Origin of the sequence: Algoriphagus iocasae (assembly GCF_014206875.1) — a bacterium.
GTDB lineage: Bacteria > Bacteroidota > Bacteroidia > Cytophagales > Cyclobacteriaceae > Algoriphagus > Algoriphagus iocasae.
Map to the genome: position 1 here is coordinate 962,236 of NZ_JACIJO010000002.1, position 17,281 is coordinate 979,516.

At 39.2% G+C, this 17,281-nt stretch carries 15 protein-coding genes; 10 read left to right on the forward strand and 5 right to left on the reverse strand.

Annotated features, from left to right (window positions below; genetic code table 11):
* Positions 1–7 precede the first annotated feature (7 nt).
* From FHS59_RS11515 to FHS59_RS11550, 8 genes are all read left to right on the forward strand, one after another.
* The gene (locus tag FHS59_RS11515) at positions 8–1,297 is read left to right on the forward strand and encodes an oligosaccharide flippase family protein (RefSeq protein ID WP_184495288.1); all 1,290 of its coding nucleotides are present in this window, start codon (positions 8–10) and stop codon (positions 1,295–1,297) included.
* Positions 1,281–2,216: a glycosyltransferase family 2 protein gene (locus FHS59_RS11520; RefSeq protein ID WP_184495289.1), complete on the forward strand. Its 936-nt coding sequence runs from the start codon at positions 1,281–1,283 to the stop codon at positions 2,214–2,216. Before FHS59_RS11515 ends, FHS59_RS11520 begins: the two co-directional genes overlap by 17 nt.
* On the forward strand, positions 2,207–3,610 hold the full coding sequence (locus FHS59_RS11525; protein ID WP_184495290.1) for an O-antigen ligase domain-containing protein: 1,404 nt from the start codon (positions 2,207–2,209) through the stop codon (positions 3,608–3,610). The genes FHS59_RS11520 and FHS59_RS11525 overlap by 10 nt, the downstream gene beginning before the upstream one ends.
* Entirely contained in the window at positions 3,607–4,737 is a 1,131-nt protein-coding gene (locus FHS59_RS11530) for a glycosyltransferase family 4 protein (RefSeq protein ID WP_184495291.1), read from the forward strand. The genes FHS59_RS11525 and FHS59_RS11530 overlap by 4 nt, the downstream gene beginning before the upstream one ends.
* A gap of 62 nt (positions 4,738–4,799) precedes the next feature.
* The gene (locus FHS59_RS11535; protein ID WP_246388413.1) at positions 4,800–5,630 is read left to right on the forward strand and encodes a class I SAM-dependent methyltransferase; all 831 of its coding nucleotides are present in this window, start codon (positions 4,800–4,802) and stop codon (positions 5,628–5,630) included.
* Positions 5,627–6,787, forward strand: a complete 1,161-nt coding sequence (locus FHS59_RS11540) for a glycosyltransferase family 4 protein (protein ID WP_184495293.1) — start codon at positions 5,627–5,629, stop codon at positions 6,785–6,787. The genes FHS59_RS11535 and FHS59_RS11540 overlap by 4 nt, the downstream gene beginning before the upstream one ends.
* Positions 6,763–7,938 carry a DUF1972 domain-containing protein gene (locus tag FHS59_RS11545; RefSeq protein ID WP_184495294.1) on the forward strand — a complete coding sequence of 392 codons (1,176 nt, stop codon included), beginning with the start codon at positions 6,763–6,765 and terminating at the stop codon, positions 7,936–7,938. The genes FHS59_RS11540 and FHS59_RS11545 overlap by 25 nt, the downstream gene beginning before the upstream one ends.
* 78 nt (positions 7,939–8,016) lie before the next feature.
* Positions 8,017–8,430 carry an OsmC family protein gene (locus tag FHS59_RS11550; protein WP_184495295.1) on the forward strand — a complete coding sequence of 138 codons (414 nt, stop codon included), beginning with the start codon at positions 8,017–8,019 and terminating at the stop codon, positions 8,428–8,430.
* 124 nt (positions 8,431–8,554) lie between these two features.
* On the opposite strand, the gene rlmF is transcribed toward FHS59_RS11550, so the two are convergent.
* From rlmF to FHS59_RS11565, 3 genes are all read right to left on the reverse strand, one after another.
* A complete protein-coding gene (gene rlmF, locus FHS59_RS11555) occupies positions 8,555–9,508 on the reverse strand; it encodes a 23S rRNA (adenine(1618)-N(6))-methyltransferase RlmF (RefSeq protein WP_184495296.1) in 954 nt (317 codons plus the stop codon).
* Position 9,509: 1 nt separating this feature from the next.
* Positions 9,510–10,241 (reverse strand): SIMPL domain-containing protein, encoded by a 732-nt coding sequence (locus FHS59_RS11560; RefSeq protein WP_184496101.1) that lies wholly within the window; start codon positions 10,239–10,241, stop codon positions 9,510–9,512.
* 100 nt (positions 10,242–10,341) lie between these two features.
* Positions 10,342–11,823: a M14 family zinc carboxypeptidase gene (locus tag FHS59_RS11565; RefSeq protein ID WP_184495297.1), complete on the reverse strand. Its 1,482-nt coding sequence runs from the start codon at positions 11,821–11,823 to the stop codon at positions 10,342–10,344.
* Between the two features lie 89 nt (positions 11,824–11,912).
* Here FHS59_RS11565 and FHS59_RS11570 point away from each other — a divergent pair, with 89 nt between their 5' ends.
* Positions 11,913–12,926: a dipeptide epimerase gene (locus tag FHS59_RS11570; protein WP_184495298.1), complete on the forward strand. Its 1,014-nt coding sequence runs from the start codon at positions 11,913–11,915 to the stop codon at positions 12,924–12,926.
* Between the two features lie 460 nt (positions 12,927–13,386).
* On the opposite strand, the gene FHS59_RS11575 is transcribed toward FHS59_RS11570, so the two are convergent.
* Both FHS59_RS11575 and FHS59_RS11580 read right to left on the reverse strand, forming a co-directional pair.
* Positions 13,387–14,082, reverse strand: a complete 696-nt coding sequence (locus FHS59_RS11575) for a response regulator transcription factor (RefSeq protein ID WP_184495299.1) — start codon at positions 14,080–14,082, stop codon at positions 13,387–13,389.
* A complete protein-coding gene (locus FHS59_RS11580) occupies positions 14,079–15,788 on the reverse strand; it encodes a sensor histidine kinase (protein WP_184495300.1) in 1,710 nt (569 codons plus the stop codon). The genes FHS59_RS11575 and FHS59_RS11580 overlap by 4 nt, the downstream gene beginning before the upstream one ends.
* A 215-nt stretch (positions 15,789–16,003) precedes the next feature.
* Between FHS59_RS11580 and lysA the strand changes: the two genes are divergently transcribed.
* Positions 16,004–17,236 carry a diaminopimelate decarboxylase gene (lysA, locus tag FHS59_RS11585; RefSeq protein WP_184495301.1) on the forward strand — a complete coding sequence of 411 codons (1,233 nt, stop codon included), beginning with the start codon at positions 16,004–16,006 and terminating at the stop codon, positions 17,234–17,236.
* The last annotated feature ends 45 nt before the right edge of the window (positions 17,237–17,281 follow it).

Below are 17,281 nucleotides of genomic sequence, written 5' to 3' on the forward strand. Positions count from 1 at the left end.
AGCTGCCATGTTAGAAAAACTTTCACTTCTTCCTATCGGAAACTTCATCCGAAATAAGTCCATTCAGAATTTTCTCTTTCTGGCAATAATCCAATCATCCAATGTGCTGATTTCGATTATTTCCATGCCTTTGCTAATCCAGAATATTGGAGTAGACCAATTTGGTTTGGTGAACTTAGCTTTGGCAGTGATTATTCTTTTGAATATTCTGGTTGGTTTTGGCTATAACTTAAGTGCACCTAGAGAAGTGGCTATCAATCAAAAAGACAAGACGGCACTTTCGCATCTGGTTTCCAATGTATTTTCTGCAAAGATCTTATTGGCTTCCAGTGCAGCCTTGATTATTCTCATTGCGGTCTTTGGACTTAACTTATTCAAGGAATATCAGATCATCTTGGTGTTTTCCATTTTGATGCTTTTTTCCGAGGCAACATTACCACTTTGGTTTTTTCAGGGAATGGAAAAAATGAAGCTGATCAGCATTGCAAATATTTTTTCTAAATTACTCTTCTTGATGGGAATCGTATTATTTATTCATAGCCCAGAGCAAAGCAAGTGGGTGAATTTTATGATGGGATTTTTTGGCTTTGGGATCAACTTATTATTGCTGGTTTATATTCATACCTATTTGGGAATCAGAGTTTATAGACCAGAGTTTTCGGCGATTTGGAAGAGTCTCAAGGAAAATATTCTTCTTTTTTTCAGCAATTTAGCAAGCCATATTTCGATCAATGGGGGCTTGATTATTTTGAGTTTTTTCTCGGTGGCAGAGACTTTAGGAATGTACAGTTTGGCGGAGCGTGTGGTGATGGTTTTGCGGATGTTTCCTGCGATGATCATTCAGGCGATTTATCCCAATGCTTCGAAGTTGTATCAAAGTGATGAGAAAGCATTCTTTCGCTTTTTGAGAAATGTCTATTTCCGGGTTGTTGCATTTGGAGTGTTTATCGCATTGATGACTTATCTGACTGCGCCATGGACAATCCGGATTTTGGCTAGAACTGAATTGCAGGAATCAGTGACCTATCTCCAGATTTTATCTTTGGTGCCGCTTTTGGCTTGCCTTAATATTGCAAATGTCGTGATGATGCTGGTGGTAGATTTGAAAAATTTACTGTTTAAAGCTTCTTGGATGATGTGTCTGTATATGGTGATAGTTGCATCTATTTTAACTTCTTTGTGGGGTGGGATAGGAATTTGTATCGCGATTATTTCCACTGAGATTGCTGTTTTTCTGATTTGCCTGGTTTTGTTGTTTAGAAATAACCGAAAACTTTTTTATGGCTTTTACACCTGATCCTTCGGTTGCAATTATACTGGTAAACTGGAATGGGTTTGACTTTACAGCTGCCTGTCTGGAATCCCTTCGGAAAGTAGAATTTCCGGACTTCAAAATCATTTTAGTGGATAATGCCTCTGAAAACTCAGAGGGAAAAAAGCTGTTATCCACATTTCCAGAAATAATATTAATTGAGAATAAGGAAAATTTAGGTTTTGCCGGAGGCAATAATGTTGGGATAGTAAAAGCATTGGAAGACGGTTATTCACATATTATGTTGCTGAATAATGATACTGAAGTAGAACCTGATTTCTTGGGAGAAATGATGAGAAAGTTTCAATCAGGAGGAAATTTGGGAGTAGTTCAGCCTTTGATTACTTTTTTGAATGACAAGGATAAAATATGGTCTGCTGGAGGGAAATGGAATTCACTTTTGGGGAGAGCAATTACCTTAGGAGATAGAAAACAATTGGATGAATACCTTCCTGAAGATGTTCCATTAGATTGGGCGACAGGTTGCTGCATGTTGATCAGTCGAGAGGCTTTGCTGGCGGCGGGTCTGCTCAACGAAAGTTATTTTGCCTATTTTGAAGATGTGGATTGGTCCCAGAGATTTCGGCAAAAAGGATTTGAAATTGCTTTGGCTGCAAAGGCTTTGGTATACCATGAAGCTGGGGCTTCATCTAAAAAGAAACATGCAGAAGGAACACTTAGCCCAAGAGTGTTTTATTTTCATGTCAGAAATCAGTTCTATCTCATCCGAGGAAGCCAAAAGGGGATTTCCTTCCTTTTTTCTGTAGGCTATCATTGCATCCGGTTTTCACTTTGGATGGCTTATTTTTGTTTGAGAGGAAGATTTCAAAAGCTAAAATCAGTCGCAAAAGGATTGAGAGATGGCTTGACTAATCCATTAGAAAAAGCTCCTATATGGCCTTGATATTTTTCATAATGATCGTTTTCGTGGTTGCTGCCGGTTTATTTTGGGCAGTCCAGGAAATGGTATTTAAGGGAAATTGGAAGTATTTCATCTTCTTTTTGATTGGGTTTTTGCCTTTTTACATCACCACTCTAAGTCTTGTATATCTAGCTACTGGATCCAGTGCTTTGGTGGGCATCTTTCAGGTCATCAAAGAAATGGTTGTCCTCATGGCTCTGTTTTCATTTTTGCTTTATCAGCGAAAGATTTTTGACTACCCATTTCGATTCCAGGCCACGGATTGGTTCTTCTTTGGATTTCTATGCTTGGCGGCAGTTTATCTGATTTTACCTCTTGGGCAAGCATCTTTCCTAAACAAAGCCTTGTATTTCAAAGGGATTTTGATTCCTGGAATCGTCTATTTTCTAGGGAGAAATAGTCGTTTTAGCATGAGTGAAATCCGTGGATTATTCCAGATGATATTCTTGATTGCAATCGGAGCTTTTCTGGTCAACTTATTCGAAAACTATTTGCTCCAAGCGCATTTACAACAGTTTACAGGTTATGCGCTGTACAATCATGCCATCAATGATATTGATCCAACAGGAAATTTTGGATTGACTTGGACATTCGAAACCCAAGCCGTCACCAAACGATTGGCAAGTTTCTTTTCCGATCCATTGGAAATGGCCAGTTCGGTTTTGATGGGTTTTGCAGCAGGGCTGATTTGGTTTTTGACCAGCAAGAAAGAGTACAATTGGTTTTATGTGTTGGTGATGATGTGCTCAATGGGGAGTTTGGTTTTTTCTGCTTCTAGGGCTGCTTTTGGAGCATTCTTCCTGATGATTTTCTTTCTGGCATTAGTGTTTGGCCTATATAAATTAATCGCTGCTGGATTTTTGAGCCTTTTGGCTTTTGCAGTATATGTGGTGTTTTTCGCTTCGGATGACTTCTACTTTTTTGTGGTGGATACCATTACGTTTGAAAACACTTCCAGTGTGGGACATGTGGTGGAATGGCTTTTGGCCTTGGATTCTATGGTTGGAAATCCCCTTGGAATCGGACTAGCGATGAGTGGAAATGCTGGAAGCGTATCTGATGATTTGAGAGTGGGTGGAGAAAATCAGTTTTTGATCTACGGGGTCCAGTTGGGCTGGCTAGGCATGATTTTGTATGTATTGACCTTGGCTTCGGCAGTAATTATAAGTTTGCGGGTGTTTTATAGAACAGAAAATTTAATGGAGGCCCGAATTGCTTTTGTCGCGGCTGCAGTAAAAGTAGGATTGCTGCTTCCTTTATTTACCGCAAATGCTGAAATGTATACCTATGTTGCCTGGACCACCTGGTGGATGGCAGGATATTCTGTTCATGCATACAGTAGATTGAAAACTCATGAAGAATTAAGCGTAGCATGAAAGTACTTTTAGACCTTCAATATTTGAATGTGGCCACCACAGGGATCAAAACCTATATGATGGAATTGGCTAAAGCTGCAAAGACTTATCCACATCCTGATATTGAATGGATTTTCACTCATGATCCGATAGAACAGGCTGCTGATCATACTTTTAAGAACCCATCTTCAAAATTCCAACGCTTGAATTACCATTTGGATTACTTCCGTTGGAAAGAGTTTCAGCTACCTGATTTGGTCAAAAAGCACCAGCCAGATGTGTTGATATGTCCGGATTTTGTTTCTCCGGCTGCTTCACTTTCCTGCCGCAGAATGACGGTTTTACACGATGCTTTTTTCTGGCAAATGCCTCAAAATTATCCTCGCTGGTGGAGAAAGTATTTTCTTAATTTGATCCGAAAGGGGCTAAAGGAAAAAACGGAAATCATCACTACAACTTCCTATTCAAAGAAGGCACTTCAGAAGCATTTGGGTGAGGAACTGCCGATACATGTTGTGTATCAAAGCCCCAAAAGCCTGACTTCCAGAATGGATAAGGGAATCATCACAAGAAATAATTTGGATCAATCTCCTTATTTCTTCCATTTGGGCACTTTCGACAAGCGGAAGAATCTACCTGTTTTGGTTCAAGCTTTTAAGACCTTTCTGGAAAAAGAAAACAAAGATTTTAAGTTGGTTTTGGCCGGAGGCCCAGGTCAAAGTAATCAGATGAATGATTTTCCCATTGTGGAAAAACTAGTTTCAGATTTGGGATTGCAAGACCGGGTGATTTTGCCGGGTTATGTAAAAGATGAGGAAATTATCGCCTTGTATCAGCATGCATTTGGGTACGTATTTCCCTCAGAAAATGAAGGTTTTGGAATTCCGATTTTAGAGGCAATGGGTTTTGGAATTCCGGTGATTCATTCCGATCAAGCCGCATTAATTGAGGTTTCCGATGGAGCCGGTCTCATCGCCAAAACTGGAGATGCCTCTGATTTGGCAGAAAAAATGATACTTTTGGGCCGGGATAAATCGTTGCGAGAGGATTTGATTCAAAAAGGACTTTTCCGAAGAGATTATTTTTCCCCTCAAAAATTTCTACAAGATTTTCAGCAGCTGATTTTAGATGCTGCTCCTACATTATGAGGCAAATTGTTTGTCCGGTCTGTCATTCAACCCCAACCTTTCCGAATCCGGAAGAATTTACAATGGTTAGTTGCACGCAATGTCGGGTAAAATGGACCTATATTTCTTCTGATCTAGATTCAGATTCTTTGTACGAGGATGAGGTTTATGCTGTGGTGGATAACCGCGAGTCTATTTTCGAGAAAATCATTTTTAGAGAGGCTGAAAAGGTCCTAAAAAAAGCAAAGCGTATTTACCCAGATTTAAAGAGTTTGCTGGATTTTGGCTGTGGAAAAGGTCAGTTTTTGCATGTTGCAAAACGATTGGGTTTATCCACATTTGGAATAGAAACAGCCGAAAAAAGAGCGCAATTCGCGAGAGAAAAATACCTCCTTGAAGTAAAGAATGAGTTTTACCGAAAGGGAAAAATTGAATCGGGGAATTTTGATTTTATAACCTTAAATCACGTATTGGAGCATCTTCCAGATCCCATGGGTTTATTGGAGGAGCTATTGGATCAAAATTTATCCCAAGACGGATTGGCTTATATTGAAGTGCCAAGAGCCGATTCCTGGCAAGCAGGGATTGCGGGAAAAGACTGGATGCATTGGGATATTCCAAAGCATTTGACTCATTGGGGCGAAGAAAACCTTGTTTCTGAAATGGAGAAAATTGGCTATCAAAAAGTTGGAGATAGAAGATTTTCCATTCATTTGGGAGTTTTGGGAATGCTTCAATCATTGATGTCAAAAGTTGGTTTTAAGGACCATTTGATATTAAGATTAAAGCGGAAAAAGACTATAGGGCTAATGGCACTTGTTGTCTTTTTTATGCCTTTTGCATTCCTTTTTGAAGGGCTTTCTACCATATCAAATAAGTCGGGAATTCTTGGAGTTTATTTTAAAAAGAAATGAAAAAATCCAGAAACGTACTTTTTCTTCAGAGTAGTTCTGAGCTGTATGGTTCTGGAAAAATCATTTATCAGGTTTTGAAAATCTATCGGGAGGAAGGCTTCAATCCGGTGGTTGTTTTGACTGGAGAAGGACCATTGGCAGATTTGCTGGAAGAAGAAGGTTTTGAAATCAAGATTCAGAATCTTGGTATCCTTCGCAGAAAATATGTCAATGTCAAAGGACTTATCAACAGGTTTGGTAAAAAGCTGAAAGCATATCGTTTTTTGGATAAACTTCACGAGGAGTTTCATTTTGAACTTGTCTATTCCAATACCTTGGCGGTGATTGTTGGGTCATATTGGGCGAGCAAAAACAAGCTGCCCCATATTTGGCATATCCATGAAATATTATTGGGGCCAAAGCCATTAGTGAAATTACTTCGCTCCATGCTTGATAAAGGAACTCCAATACCTATTGTGGTTTCTGAAGCAGTCAGAAGACATTGGTCAGGCATGTTGGAAGTTTCAAAACCGGAAGTTATCCACAATGGAATTCCTTATCAGGAGTATTTAAAGCAAGTTTCACAGGCAAAATCGAAAATCGGATTGCCTGTGGATAAGTTGATCGTGACTATGGTGGGAAGAATCAATCCTGGCAAGGGGCAACTGTTTTTTTTGGAAATGGCCAGAGCAATTTTGAAGACTTATCCACATTGTTATTTTGTGTTGGTTGGAGATCCATTTCCCGGCTATGAATCAATCCATGAGGAAATTAAATCCGTAATTCAGGCCGCGGACCTCTCAGGAAATGTGGTGGACTTAGGTTTTCGTACGGATATAGAGACAATATTGTCTGCGACTGATATCTTTGTCCTTCCATCGATTATGCCGGATTCATTTCCTACTGTGATTTTAGAAGCAATGGCATCTGGATTGCCGGTAATTGCCACGAAGTCTGGAGGTGCGGAGGAAATGGTGACAGAAGGTGAAACCGGATTTTTGATTCCGATCGGAAATGTAGAAAAAGGGACAGCCGCTTTGGAACGGTTAATACAAAGCGAAACCCTTCGAATAAAGATGGGAGAAGCAGGTAGAGAAAAAGTTTTACGTGAGTATAGTTTTGAACAGTTTAGCAACAAAATCAAAAACCACTTATGGCGACAAATAAAAGGAAACTGAAAGTTGCCATTATGGGTGCCAAAGGCTATCCCTATGTCTATGGTGGATATGATACCATGGTCAAAGAGCTAGGAGAGCGGTTGGTTGCAAAAGGTGTTCATGTGCGCGTTTACAACCATAAATCACTTTTCAAAGAGAAACCCCGCTATGTCAATGGCATCGAATGTATTTACATGGGAGCGGTGGAATCAAAAATAGGAACGCAGCTTTCCCATACTTTTTTCTCAATGATCCACGCTTGCTTTTCAGATGTGGATGTGATTTTTGTAGTAAACAGTGGAAATGGTCCGATTGGATGGGTTTCGAGGTTTTTCAGAAAAAAATCTGTGATCAATGTAGATGGTTTGGAATGGTTGCGGCCAAAATGGAAAGGCATCGGATCCAAATATTTCTTTTGGGCATCTCGTTTGGCCACCAAATATTTTGATAGAATCATCAACGATTCTGACGAAATGCAGCGTGTTTACAAAGAATTATTCAATGCCGAATCTCAGGTAATTGCCTATGGAGCTGCTGTCAAAGAGGATGTAGAACTTGACCCTATTGCAAAATGGAACATAGATCCTTTGGATTATTTTCTTATTGTAGGAAGGCTTGTGCCTGACAATAATGCAGATCTAATCATCAAAGGCTTTCTAAAATCAGACTCGAAAAAGAAGTTGGTCGTAGTTGGGGATGTTCCTTTTATGGATGAATATGCAACAGTATTGAAGGATCTGGAGGATGATCGATTGCTATTTTTAGGTTATGTGACGGATCCTCATGAACTTGGTGCTTGGTATTCTCATTGCTATGCTTATTTCCATGGTCATGAATATGGAGGGACAAACCCAGCGATGTTGAAAGCTTTGGGATATGGCTGTGCAATTTTGGCTTTGGACACTCCGTTTAATCAGGAGATGCTTCAAAATGGAAAGCATGGCTGGTATTTTCAGAAGAATGTGGATTCCGTGAAAGATATTGTGGAGACTGCTGAGGCTAGCCAAGAGAGAATGGACTATTTTCGAAAAACCGCTCGGGAAGGATTGATTCAGAAGTACAATTGGGATTACGTCACTGAGCAATATTTAGCTGTTTTTGAGGAATTGGCTGGTTTTAAAGCCGAAAATCCAACGGGTCAAAAAGCCAAATTGATCTCAGCGGAATCTTAATTTAAAAGCGATTCGTACGAACTAAAGAGATTGATTTTTGTTTAATAGACATAACTTTTAACCATAAAAATTTCAACAATGATCAGAAAAGCAACCGCCGTATGGCAAGGAACTGGTAAAGAAGGAAAAGGACACCTAAGTACACCTAGTACTGTTTTAGATAAAACCCAATATTCTTTTAAATCAAGATTTGAAGATGGTGTGGGAACTAACCCAGAAGAACTTGTAGCTGCTGCACATGCAGGATGTTTTGCAATGAAACTGAGCTTTAACCTACAGGAAGCTGGTTTTGAGGCAAAAGAATTGGATGTGACTGCTAATATTACTTTCGAAGATGGTACACTTAAAAAATCGCATTTGGTGCTAAAGGCTCAAGTTGACGGAATCGAGCAGGAAAAATTTGATGAATTGGTAAAAGATGCTGAAGCAAATTGCCCAATTTCAAGAGCATTGAAAATGGATATTTCTGTGGAGAGTACTTTGAATGCTTGATTCTTTTAGAAACTAGAATCAAAATTTTAGAACCAAGAAACAAGAATTTAGATTAAAAAACGGCAATTGAATAAGATCAATTGCCGTTTTTATTTTTGAGATTGTCAATATCAAATTTCAAATTTTATTCCCACCGTCTTTTTCTCCAACCTTCCTGCTTTTCAGGATTCAAGAAAGTCCAAGCCAAAATTCTACTTTTCTTATTGCCATGCGTCATCTGGATGATTTTTCGATCGGCAACTCTGGCTTTTTTAAGGGCTAAGATCAGCTCCTTAAGATGCTCTTCTTTGCTTACCAAAGTGGTAAACCAAAAACAATTGTATTTGTAGACCATGCTTTCTTTGATCATCTTCTGGATGAAAGCAAGTTCTCCTCCTTCGCACCAAAGTTCATGGCTTTGTCCTCCAAAATTCAATGGTACTTTCTTTCCTACTTTGCCTTTTAAATTTTTCACTTTGCGAATGCTCCCTGCTTCTGCCTCTTCTTGAGACCCATGAAATGGTGGGTTGCAAATAGTTAGGTCAAAAATATCGTCATATCGGATAATTTTCTCCAAAATATGAGAGGGGTCTTCCTGAATTCTCAAAATGATTTTTCCTCTGAATTGTGGATTGGCATATAAGTTTGCCTGGGCAGCATCCAAAGCTTTTGGATCAATTTCAGTCCCTACAAACGACCAATTGTATATTGAATTTCCCAACAAGGGATAAATACAGTTAGCTCCGGTTCCAAGGTCAAGAACACGGATTTTTTCAGGATTAGGGAGTTTTCCTCCATTACTTTGACTGAGCAAGTCGGCCATATGGTGAATGTAGTCTGCCCTGCCAGGAATGGGTGGACAGAGATATCCTGCCGGTATATCCCAATTGCTTATCTGATAAAAATGCTTGAGTAATGCTCGATTAAGTGTTTTTACAGCTTCTGGATTTGCAAAATCAATGCTTAGGTCTCCGTATTTATTTTCGGCAACGAATGGTTTTAGGCTTGGATCGGTCTGGATCAAAGCCGGGAAATCGTATCGATCTCGATGTATGTTTCTGGGATGAAGTCCAGATTTTAAGTTTTTGTTCTTTTCCAAATTAGTCTACTTCAAAAACCAACTTCATGGTGATGGAAGCGGTTTTGTTTTTGTCTGCGGTGTTAAAGGTACCACCCCAAGAGTAATCTTCCCCCGAATTTTGACCAGTAATCTGAAATATTCCCATATTAGCAGAAATCAAGTCTCCTAAATCCCCTTTGGAGTTTTCTGCAATTCGCTCGGCTCTTATTCTGGCATCTTCTGTGGCTTTGGCTATCATTTCCAATTTCAGAGATTCCAGTTCTGTGTAATAGTATCGCGGAGCTTGAGAATAAAATGCAATTCCCTGATTTAATAATTCTGTGATTTCACGGCTGATTTTCTCGACTTTTTCTACCTCGGTAGATTCGATTTTCAAGGATTGATTTAAAGAATATCCGTCAAAAGTCTGTCCTAAATACCTTCCGTCGTTGGAATAGTTTTGCTGGTATTTCGGATTGGTGTTGACAGCATTGAAGATGAGTTTTTCTGCAGGAATTCCTTTGGATATCAAATACTCGGAAACCAACTTTTTGTCTTTCTCCAGATCTGCGTAGGCAGATTTCAGGTCAAAACTTTCTCTCGTAAAGTTCCCTTCCCAAACGACTAAGTTTGATGTGAAATTGCTTTCTCCCAAGCCTGTGACATTGATAGTCCCTTGGGGTCGGTTTCTATTGATGACTGCATTTCCTAAAACAACTGATGCGATGATGATCGCCAAAGCAAATAATATGGGGGAAAGATTCTTGGTCATGATTTCTAAAAGTTTGATTAAAATATCGATGTATTTCATCATAGTACCAAAAAACCCGCCAAGAAGCGGGTTTTTGAATGTCTGAAACAAGTTTTAACACTTAGTATATTCGATTGACAAATAGCTGCTCTTTTGGCTGATCTAGATTGATCAAATAACCATTCACAACAGCATATTTTAAATCTCCATCTTTTGCCAAATAGAAATTGGGACTGGAACTGGTCGTCCATCCAGAAGGAAAAGAATCTTGTTCTTTCAATACTAAAATTGGAAGGTTGTGCACCTCTTTGGTTTCACCTTCTTTTACTTTCACTGCTAAGAATCCTTCTCTTAAAAGCTCCATAGCTTTTTCAGTTGTGATCGATGCCACATTTTCGAATGCTTCTTCATAAACCGCTCCTTCCGTAAATTCTAATCCGGTCGCATCCAGTTTTTCTGGAGCAAAATAAACTTGCATATCCCCTAGATCATCGATCGATCCAGTGACATAATAGCCACCTGGAACTTCGGATTCCCTTCTTTTGATCGCCAAATCAATCGGGTATTTCTTATCCTTCACTGTTACCAGCATTTCATTGATGATTAAGTCTTGCAACTTTGAATCATTATCAGGAATCGAGAAATATTGGTCTGTTGTGTACTGCTCATACCCCTTGTTGGCAATTTCGTAAAGGGCATTTAGAATAATCATAAAGTTGAGTTGACGGATATATTGCTTTTCAGGATCTCCCCAATAGCCTCCTGACTCGATGAGGATGGTGCTTGTACCCCACTTTTGGATGTTGTCCCCAAATGCTCTCGGTTCAAAAGCATCATCATATTTACCCACCTGACCTGGCACCACTTGTTGTAAAATGTTATTCATGCCTACAATGGTCTGCATGGCTCTTTTTCTCACGTCATTGATATCTGTGGCTTCATTATAAGCCGGTGCCAGAACAGAAATTGTTGCTTGTTTCGGTGTTCCAGTCGCATTGTAGTAAACTTGCTGATCGTGGAGATTGAAGCCGAATTCCGGTTCAAAATCATCTCTCGCTTTTTTCAGAATGATAGCTTCTGGTGAAACTTGGGCTATGGCATCTCGATTCAAGTCAATATCCAAACTGTTCCTTCTTTTGAAAACCTCGGCACCATCTGGGTTGATCATCGGGATAAATTTGATGTTCAGATTGCTCTTGAGATTATTTCTGATTTCGTCAAACTCATCACCCGATCCCTCCAGAAAATTGAATAAATCAAATAATGCCATTGTCGCAGTACTTTCATTGCCATGCATCTGGGACCAAAGCATCACTTTGGTAGTACCATCACCCCAGTCCAAACTGGAAATGCTTCTTCCATCGATGGAATTTCCCAAGGAAGTGACTTGGAAATTGGAAGTATGCTTTTGAATCAAAGGTTGCAGATCTTCGTGCTTAAATCTGCGATGGGTGATGGCTGATTCTTTAAATTTTTGGTACGCAGCTTCTAAAGTTTCGATAGAAATTGGATTGGGAGTATTTTTATTTGCAGTTTTACACCCAATAAGGGAAATCAAAAACAGCAAAAAAATGCTTGACCAAATACCCTTGTTTTTATTCATCTTTTGGTGGTTTTTCTTGTGGATATCCAGTAAAACTAGCCATTGAAAATGAAATTCTTCAGGATCATTGCCAAAAATTTAAGAAACAAATGAAGCTTACTTATTTCGTTGAAGATCTACCGCTGAAACATACTTTTACGATTGCTCATCAAAGCAGAGATATACAAGATACCTTGATAGTCAAATTGGAAGGCGATGGCTTTATTGGATTTGGGGAGTCTACTACCAATCCATTTTATGGGATGACGGTGGAAAACATGACTGCAACCTTAGATAAATTCAAGTCTGTAGTGGAGGCTGGAGAATGGGAAAGCCCGGAACAATTATGGGAGCTTGGAAGATCAAACTTTCAGACGAATCCTTTTTCCCAATGTGCTTTGGATATGGCAGCTTGGGATTGGTTTTCAAAGAAAAAAGGCAAAAAACTGTATGAATTTCTAAGTCTGGATCCTGCAACGATTCCTACAACCAATTTTACGATCGGGATTGATACCGTGGCTAAAATGGTGGAGAAAATGAAAGAAGTTCACTGGCCTATTTACAAGATTAAGTTGGGCACTTCAGATGATCTTGCTATTGTTCGCGAATTGAGAAAGCATACAGATGCTATTTTTAGAATTGACGCCAATTGTGCCTGGACTGCCGATCAGGCAATAGAATATTCAGGAGAACTGAAAAAATTGGGAGTCGAGTTTATGGAGCAGCCACTAGGAAAGGATGATTTGGAAGGAATGAAAGAGGTTTTTAAATACTCCCAACTTCCAGTCATTGCAGATGAAAGCTGTATTGTCGAGTCTGATGTAAAAAAATGTCATGGATTATTTCATGGGATCAATGTGAAATTGGTGAAAGCAGGTGGGATTACTCCGGGATTGCGAATGATTCACGAAGCAAAATCTCTGGGAATGAAAACCATGGTAGGATGCATGACAGAATCTTCCATTGGTATCACAGCAATTGCTCATATAGCTCCCTTGCTAGATTATGTGGATATGGATGGGGCGATGTTGCTTTCGAAAGATCCTGCAAAAGGTGTCACCATAACCCCTGAAAAAGTAACGTTCCCTGAAGGAAATGGAATAGGAGCCGAAATGATTGGATGATTTTTTTGAGAATCTAGTAGCTAGAATCAAGTATCAAGAGCCAAGAATCAAGGGGCAAGAACCTAGAATTAAGAGTGAATATATTTTAAAAATAAAAGGAGGCTGTCACTTAAGTCTAAATTTGTCAGTCTGAGTCTTAAATACACTTCGAACATTCAAAAGGAATTGGTCTTAAAAACGGGGTTTCGGTCACCCTGAGCGGAGTCGAAGGGTCCTGGACTCCGCTCGGACTGACTCGCATATCGTGCAATTAAATCAATCTGTAATTGGTAGCATTGGAGCGACAAAAGTCGCGAATATCGAAGACCTTTTAAAGCTAAATAACCGACATTTCGACATTGTTCAATGTGACAAAAACCAATTATGAGACAGCCTCTGTTTGCTTTTTAATAGAAATTTAAATTCTTCAAGAATCGGAAATCGTATATCTGAGATCCGATATGTCAAGTCAAAAATCCTTTTATTCCTCGCTGACGATTAGTTTAAATCCTTCACCGTGAACAGTAATGATTTGAACTTTTGGATCGTCTTTTAGCAATTTTCTGATTTTGCTAAGGTAGACATCCATGCTTCTAGCGTTGAAGTAACTGTCATCTCCCCAGATTTGCTTTAAAGCATGGCTTCTGTTTACAAGCTTATTGATTTCTGAAGCCAGCAATCTGATCAATTCATTTTCTTTAGAGGTAAGCTTATGCTTTCCTTTTGGTCCTTCCAGATACTGTTCATCATAATGAAGGACAAAGCCACCGAATTCATAGACCTTTAAAGGAGTGATTTCAGTGCTTTTTTGAGTTCTTCGGAGAATGGCCGTTACTCTCAATAGCAATTCTTCCATGCTAAACGGCTTAGTGATGTAATCATCCGCACCGATTTTTAATCCTTCGATGATATCATCTTTTTGGTTTTTTGCAGTCAAAAATAAAACCGGAAGATCTTCTTGAACCTTCTTGATTTCTTTGGCCAGGGTAAAACCATCTTTTTTAGGCATCATAATGTCCAAAAGGCAAAGGTCGAATTTGTCCTTTTTGAATTTATTCCAGCCCTCTTCTCCATCTCTGCAAAGAGTGGGTTCGTAGCCTTTCATTTCTAGATATTCCTGTAGAATATCTCCTAAGTTCGGGTCATCTTCGACGACTAGTAGTTTCGCTTTGCTCATTGCTTTTTGGGTAAGTTAATGGTGAACGTTGTTCCCTTTCCAACTTCACTTTCTACTTGAATGCCTCCTTGATGCGCTTCAAGCATGGTTTTTACATAAGAAAGTCCAAGACCGAAGCCTTTTACATCGTGTACGTTTCCGGTAGGAACTCTGTAAAATTTATCGAAAATTTTCTTTTGTGCATCCTTAGACATGCCTATTCCATTATCTGAGATCTTCACTATAAATGAATCTTCAGTTTCCAAAGCCTCCATTCTAATGCTTGGAGTATTTGGAGTGTATTTGATGGCATTGTCCAGCAGGTTATTGAAAATATGGGTCAAATGAAATGCATCACCTTCGACCTCTGGATTTTTCAATCGGTCAGTAAATGAAAGTGTGCCTCCCTTTTTCTCAACTTGTAAACTGATATGCTGCATGGTGGATTCCAATAGTTCACTCAGGTTTAAAGTTTCGATTTTTAGTTTAAAATCATGTTTGTCCAAAGCAGCGGCCTGCAAGACTTTTTCCACCTGAGAAGTCAGTCTTTTGTTTTCATCTTTAATAATCCCCAAGTATCGTTTACGGAATTTGTCCTGAGTGGATAATTCCGGATCCTGCAATGCTTCTACAGCTAGACTTACAGTTGCTAACGGAGTTTTAAACTCATGGGTCATATTATTGATGAAATCATTTTTAGTATCCGAAAGGGCTTTTTGACGGATAATAACTTTGATCGCATAGATGAAGCAGAAAATGATCACTCCAATAAACAAGATGGAGCTGGAGATAGGAAGCCAGACCTGACGAATGACGTGGTAGTTTTTGCTTGGGAAAAATATATAAAGGAAATTTTCCTGGCCTAGAATATCGTTGGGGAATAATTTGGCTTTAATTCCATTCTTAATCAGATTATCTCCTTGACTTACTGGGCCTAAAGGCAAGAATTCTCCATCGTTTTTTACCAATCCCAACTCAAATTGTTCAGAAATACCTCTTTCCATCAAATGGTTTCTCAGTAATTCCCGGACTTGGAGTGTATCCAATCTTTCTAGAATGGCCTGCTGGCCGGCTGCCAATTCATTCCAAGTACGTTCCACCATGTCAATTTTGAAATTGGCACGGCGAATTTTTTCAAAAATATCGTCAGAGATGTTGATTTCAGTTGTTACCTCCGGTGAATTGGGTTTCCTTATGGCAGGAGAAGATTCCAATTTGCTCAAATAAGACAATTGTCGTTCTTTCTCTTCCAATAAAATCGCCATTTCATCTGGAGTAAACATGCTTGAAGCAAGTTCAGGAGTCATGTAAGCAAAGAACATTTCCAATTCCTTCAACAGGCTCATGTCAAAGCCTCGGGATTCAAGAATTCTTCGGAAAGTTGGGCTTACTTCAGGAGCCGGCTCGCTAAACATCGTATCCACAATGGATGGCCTTGACTTATAAATGGGCCTTTGTTGGACATCGTTAAAAGTAATTGGTTCAATTTTTTCAAAAAGAGATTCCTGTAAGACTGAATCCTTCATCAAGGAACTTAAAAGAACATCAGAGGTTTCTCCTTTTTCCAACTGCTCTACAGTGCCGGAGAGAGCCATGTAGACATTTTGATCAAATCTTTCACGATTGATTCGAACAGCATTCCTTACCCAATAGTATTGAAATCCCATCAGGCCAAAACTGGCCAGGGACATCAAAACAATAATAAGAGTAATGTTTCCTTTAGACATTTCACAAATTTAGCCTGAATCTTAGGGGTCTTATAAAGCTTAACAATATTTAACTGCCTCAAATGAGATCTCTTAAGTTTATGATAGGAACAAAATGAAGAATGATCCCGTTCTTTAGGATATGATTTCTTAATTACATTTACGATAAAGGAAAAGAGGAGGCTTATGCCTCCTTTTTTTGTTATTTACCTATCTTTGGGCGCAAATTTCAGACCATGTCCCTATCTCAAAATCCTATTTCTATCCAAGGCGTTTCTTTGGAATCTGTCGCAAATGAGTTTGGAACTCCTGTTTATGTATATGACGAAGAGAAAATCACCTCTCAAATCAAAACTTTACAGGCTGCCTTTTCCAAAGTTCCTTTGAAGATTAAATACGCTACCAAAGCATTGACCAATATCAATATCTTGAAATTGGTCAAGAAAGCAGGTGGAGAAGTAGATGCTGTGTCTGTAGAGGAGGTAAGAATTTGTTTGGAAGCTGGATATGAAGGCAAGGATGTCATGTATACTCCGAATGGAGTTAGCATGGATGAAATCAAGCAAGTCGTGGCATTAGGTGCTATGATCAACTTGGACAATATTCCTGTTCTAGAGCAGTTTGGTCAAGAGTACGGAAACTCTGTTCCAGTTTGTATCCGAATCAATCCTCATATCATGGCGGGGGGAAATGCGAAGATTTCTGTAGGGCATATTGCAAGTAAGTTTGGCATTTCCATTCATCAGCTTGATGAGATCTTGGAAGTGGTCAATAAATATGATCTTCAGATAGCCGGTTTACATTTACATACGGGATCAGATATTCTCGATGCAGAAGTATTTCTAAAAGGTGCGAATGTCCTTTTTGAAGCTGCCATGCAGTTTAAAGACCTGAAATTTCTTGATTTTGGTGGAGGATTTAAAGTTGGATACAAAGAGGGAGATGTAGTCACAGACATTATGAATGTAGGTGATAAAGTCTCGGATGCCTTTTTGGAGTTTTGCAAAAAATACGGAAGAGATTTGGAGTTGTGGCTTGAGCCGGGCAAGTTTGTGGTCAGTGAATCAGGGTATTTGATTGTTCAGGCAAATGTCGTGAAGAAGACTCCTCAGATCACATTTATTGGTGTGAATTCTGGACTGAATCATTTAATCAGGCCGATGATGTATGATGCTTATCACAGCATTTATAATTTGAGCAATCCAGAAGGGGAATTGAAAAAATACAATGTCGTAGGATATATCTGTGAGACGGATACAATTGCCTCTGATAGAGAAATTGCAGAAGTGAAAATGGGTGATTTTCTAGTCATCAAAAACGCAGGTGCATACGGTATCAGTATGGCCTCAAATTACAATTCAAGACTAAGACCTGCCGAAGTTTTAGTGTGGGAAGGGAAGGCAAAATTGATCAGGAAACGAGAGGAGTTTCAGGATCTTTTGCACAATCAGGTGATTCTGGATATTTAATCTGAATTATTTATTGGATATCAATTAATTGGTATAATTATTGAT